Consider the following 4,529-nt stretch of genomic DNA (forward strand, 5'->3'; position numbering starts at 1 on the left):
AAAAGCTAAAAACACCCCAAGTTCGTGTCCTGTAGACATCACTTGGGGTGCTGTTTTTAACGGCTTGTATCTTATGAATTGAACACACCTAAATGCTGTGTGTAAAACGCAAACTGTAATAGTACTAACTTCAAAGGCACAGTAGCTGATTGGATTTTTCTCTCGCTTTAAGAGCTCGGAAAAATCCTAATCAGCCTTGTGGGGGCAGGACAACGAAGCATTCTATACAACAGTGCTTCTGTCCTGCTCCCTATTTTCCTTTGAGTTGCTTAACGGCTTTGTATCTTATTTGACCTTCATCATTCGGACCAGGTTGGCGCGTTCGGCTTCTTCGAGTTTCATTTCGATATAGTAGATGGTTTCCTTGAGGTCTGGAATCGTCGCATACTCCAGTCCATTGACCCGACGACGCGTTTTTTCGATCTCATCGGCCATGAGCTGACAAGTTTTTTCAATCTCTGCTAAGCGCAACAGGTCTGGAAGGAGTTCTTCCATTTCTTGAATGGTATTGTCCATCTGGCTATTGGAAGCCACATAGCTGTATACCACGTCTCCCTCATCGTCTCCATATGGATTATCAATATGGGCATGCATCTTGGGCACGCGCACACTCATGATATTCTCCGTCTCGATATGCAGGCTGACTTCCCGCGTCGGAACTGCAAAGATTTCCTGGACCATGAGGTCATTTTCCAGACATTTAGCCATGACAAATTCTTGCATATTCCCAATGAGAGCGGCTTCAACCTTCTGACGGAGGCGGTCATTTTCACGGACCGACTCGATGAAGCGTCGCATGAGCTCGTCTCGTTTATCCTTGAGAAGTTTGTGTCCTCTGGTTGCCGTTTTCAGACGCTCTTTGAGGGTGTTTAACTCCATCCGAGTGGGTTTGACATTTAATCGTGCCATTTGACTTCCTCCTTTCTACTCCTAGGCTTGTGCTTCCTGAGAAGTTTTTGGGAGGTATTCGTCAATCATGTCATCCTTGATCCGCTTGAGCTCGGTCCGTGGCAAGATAGCAAGTAATTCCCAACCTAGATCCAGACTTTCTTGAATGGTCCGATTGGTGGTAAAGCCTTGGTTGATATACTCCTTCTCAAAGCGATCCGTAAATTTGACATAAAGCTTGTCGGTATCGGACAAGGCGGATTCCCCCAGCACTACGGCTAACTCTTTTGCCTGTTTTCCTTGGGCATAGGCCGCAAAGAGCTGGTTCATGGTCGCTGCATGGTCTTTCCGAGTCTTACCTTCACCAGAACCCTTGTCCTTCAAACGGGAAAGGGATGGAAGAACATTGATCGGTGGGCGATAACCACTATTGTAGAGATCGCGGGACAAGATAATCTGACCTTCGGTGATGTAGCCTGTCAAGTCAGGGATGGGGTGGGTGATGTCATCTTCTGGCATGGAGAGGATCGGAATTTGGGTCACAGATCCCTTCTTTCCAACCAAGCGTCCTGCACGTTCGTAGAGGGTTGAGAGGTTAGTATAAAGGTAACCTGGATAGCCCCGACGTCCTGGAACTTCCCGGCGGGCAGCAGATACTTCCCGAAGGGCTTCACAGTAGTTGGTCATATCCGTCATGATAACCAAGACGTGCATGTCTTTTTCATAGGCCAAATATTCGGCAGCTGTCAAGGCGATCCGAGGAGTGGCAATCCGCTCGATAGCTGGGTCATTGGCTAGGTTGATGAAGAGGACAGAGCGATCAATCGCACCTGTTTCCCGCAGGTCGTTCATAAAGAACTCGGCTTCTTCAAAGGTAATTCCCATGGCCGCAAAGACCACGGCGAAGTTTTCCTCCGAATTAAGCACAGTTGCTTGGCGGGCAATTTGAGCTGCTAATTCTTTGTGAGGAAGCCCTGATCCAGAGAATACTGGGAGTTTTTGGCCCCGAACCAAGGTATTCAAATGGTCAATGGCTGAGATCCCTGTCTGGATAAATTCATCTGGATAGTCCCGCGAAACAGGGTTGATGGCTTGGCCATCAATGTCCAAGTACTTCTCTGGGATAATCTCTGGACCACCATCGATGGGTTTGCCCATCCCGTTAAAAATGCGTCCGACCATGTCTTCAGACACAGGGAGTTCTAGGGGACGTCCGGTAAAGCGGACCTTGGCTTTTTCCAAGTTGATCCCGCTAGATCCTTCAAAAAGCTGGACCATGGCCTTATCTTCTTGGACTTCGAGGACTTGTCCCTGACGGGTCGTTCCGTCATGGAGCTTGATTTCTACCAGTTCATTGTAGTGAACCCCTTCGACCTGATCGACAATCATCAAGGGGCCAACAACTTCGCTGACAGTACGGTATTCTTTAATCACGCTCATTGTCTACTCCTCCTTTTGCGACGATTTGGTGTAGGGTTTCTACGATTTCTTCTTTCAAAGCTTGGATGGTGGCCAACTGGTCCTCATGGATGAACTTGCTCCGGGCAATGCGGTCCCGAAGGTCTACAGTTCCTTCCATGATTTCTGTGAAGTAAGCTCCTAATTCTAGTGCTTTTTGACTTTCTTGATCAAAGGTCAAAATGTTGGTCAACAAAGCCACCTGCTTGCTAAAGGAAGTATAGGTATCGACCTCATCAAAGGCATTTTGTTGCAGGTAGTCTTCACGGATCATCTTGGCCGCATTCATGGTCAAGCGGTCTTTTTCAGACAGGGAATCCAGACCAACCAAACGCACGATCTCTTGCAATTCACTCTCTTTTTGCAACAGGTTCATGGCGCGGGTCACTTTTTCTGCCCAGCTAATCTGTTCATGCTGATCGATATATTGGCCTACCTCATCCTGGTAAAGAGAATAAGAACTCAACCAGTTGATGGCTGGGAAGTGGCGGCGTTGGGCCAACTGAGCATCTAGTCCCCAGAAAACCTTGACAATCCGCAGGGTATTTTGGGTCACCGGCTCTGAAATGTCTCCACCTGGAGGGGAAACGGCACCGATGGCGGTAATCGAACCTTCACGCGCAGTGGTTCCGAGTGTCTTAACCCGACCTGCACGCTCGTAATATTCAGCAATCCGGCTACCAAGATAGGCTGGGTAGCCTTCATCCCCTGGCATTTCTTCTAGACGACCAGACATTTCACGGAGAGCTTCTGCCCAACGAGAAGTAGAGTCCGCCATGATGGCAACGGAATAGCCCATATCACGGAAGTATTCAGCAATAGTAATCCCTGTGTAGATGGAAGCCTCACGCGCTGCCACCGGCATGTTCGAAGTGTTGGCAATCAAAACGGTCCGTTGCATGATGGATTGACCGGTCGTCGGATCGATCAATTCTGGAAATTCATTCAGAACGTCCGTCATTTCGTTTCCACGTTCCCCACAACCTACGTAAATTACGATGTCTACATTGGCAAACTTGGCCACCTGGTGTTGGACAACTGTTTTCCCAGCTCCGAAAGGACCAGGAACAGCTGCAGCTCCACCCTTAGTCACAGGGAAGAAGGTATCGATGACCCGTTGGCCTGTAACCAAAGGCTCTACTGGAATCAGTTTTTGTGCAAAGGGACGGCCTCGACGAACCGGCCATTTTTGCATCAAAGTACCAGTAAAGAGGCTACCATCAGCCTGCTCGATCTCATAAACCGGCTCTTCTACTGTGTAAGAACCTGCTGCGATCTTGGTCACACGTCCACTGACACCGAAGGGCACCATAATACGGTGTTCCACCATATTGGTCTCTTGAACGGTACCGACGATGTCTCCGGCAACTACCTCTGTCCCTTCTGCCACGCTTGGTTCGAAGGTCCATTTGGTGTCACGGTCTAGATTTGGAACTTGCACCCCACGAATAAGGAAGTCACTGGAAGTGACTTCTTGGAAACGTTCCAAGGGACGTTGGATCCCGTCAAACATCTGAGAAATCAAGCCTGGTCCTAACTCGACAGAGAGGGGAGCTCCGGTTGTTACTACTGGTTCTCCTGGACCGACTCCAGACGTTTCTTCATATACTTGGATAGAGGCTTCGTCACGCCGCATCTCAATAATTTCGCCAATCAAACCAAGATCGCCGACCCGGCAAATATCTTGGATATTGGCCTCCTGCATCCCTGATGCGACCACCAAGGGACCGGAAACTTTAATAATTTTTCCTTGAGTCATGTATTCCTCCTGGGAATCCTTTGTTTCTTTGTTTTACTTTTGCGCTATCTCTCTTAGAGCTTGCTTTTGTTGACCATTGGCATCGAAATTGCTTGGATCCAACCAGGCTTCGAAGCGCTGTTTGATAGCTGGCCATTCTTGGTCAATGATAGACAACCAGTCTGTATCACGGGTCCGACCTTTATAAACAACAGCCTGACGGAAACAGCCTTCATAGGTGAATCCTAAGCGCTCAGCTGCTTTGCGAGATGCTTGGTTTAAGGCATCGCATTTCCACTCATAGCGGCGGTAGCCTAAATCTTCAAACACGTAGCCCGCTAAGAGATACTGGGCTTCCGTAGCCATGCGTGTTTTTTGGAGCGCTGGTGAGTAGGTCACTGCTCCAACTTCGATCACCCGATTAGCTTGATCGATCCGCATGAGA

4 protein-coding genes are annotated in these 4,529 nt (G+C 48.7%); all 4 read right to left on the bottom strand.

Features of this window, described 5'->3' with window-relative positions; genetic code table 11:
• Window positions 1-285: 285 nt before the first annotated feature.
• Window positions 286-909, bottom strand: a complete 624-nt coding sequence (locus ACLOR3_RS09115) for a V-type ATP synthase subunit D (protein WP_350018955.1) — start codon at window positions 907-909, stop codon at window positions 286-288.
• Between the two features lie 21 nt (window positions 910-930).
• Window positions 931-2,328: a V-type ATP synthase subunit B gene (locus tag ACLOR3_RS09120; protein ID WP_048690706.1), complete on the bottom strand. Its 1,398-nt coding sequence runs from the start codon at window positions 2,326-2,328 to the stop codon at window positions 931-933.
• The gene (locus ACLOR3_RS09125; RefSeq protein WP_236128267.1) at window positions 2,315-4,105 is read right to left on the bottom strand and encodes a V-type ATP synthase subunit A; all 1,791 of its coding nucleotides are present in this window, start codon (window positions 4,103-4,105) and stop codon (window positions 2,315-2,317) included. Before ACLOR3_RS09125 ends, ACLOR3_RS09120 begins: the two co-directional genes overlap by 14 nt.
• A gap of 33 nt (window positions 4,106-4,138) precedes the next feature.
• A partial coding sequence (locus ACLOR3_RS09130; protein ID WP_412037159.1) for a GNAT family N-acetyltransferase occupies window positions 4,139-4,529 on the bottom strand: 391 nt, incomplete at its 5' end.

The organism is Streptococcus intestinihominis, from assembly GCF_046824975.1.
Classification (GTDB): Bacteria; Bacillota; Bacilli; order Lactobacillales; family Streptococcaceae; genus Streptococcus.

Excerpts from the sequence above, each read along its gene's own strand:
- ACLOR3_RS09120 (WP_048690706.1), bottom strand. The coding sequence starts at position 2,328 with ATGAGCGTGATTAAAGAATACCGTACTGTCAGCGAAGTTGTTGGCCCC.
- ACLOR3_RS09115 (WP_350018955.1), bottom strand. The coding sequence starts at position 909 with ATGGCACGATTAAATGTCAAACCCACTCGGATGGAGTTAAACACCCTC.
- ACLOR3_RS09125 (WP_236128267.1), bottom strand. The coding sequence starts at position 4,105 with ATGACTCAAGGAAAAATTATTAAAGTTTCCGGTCCCTTGGTGGTCGCA.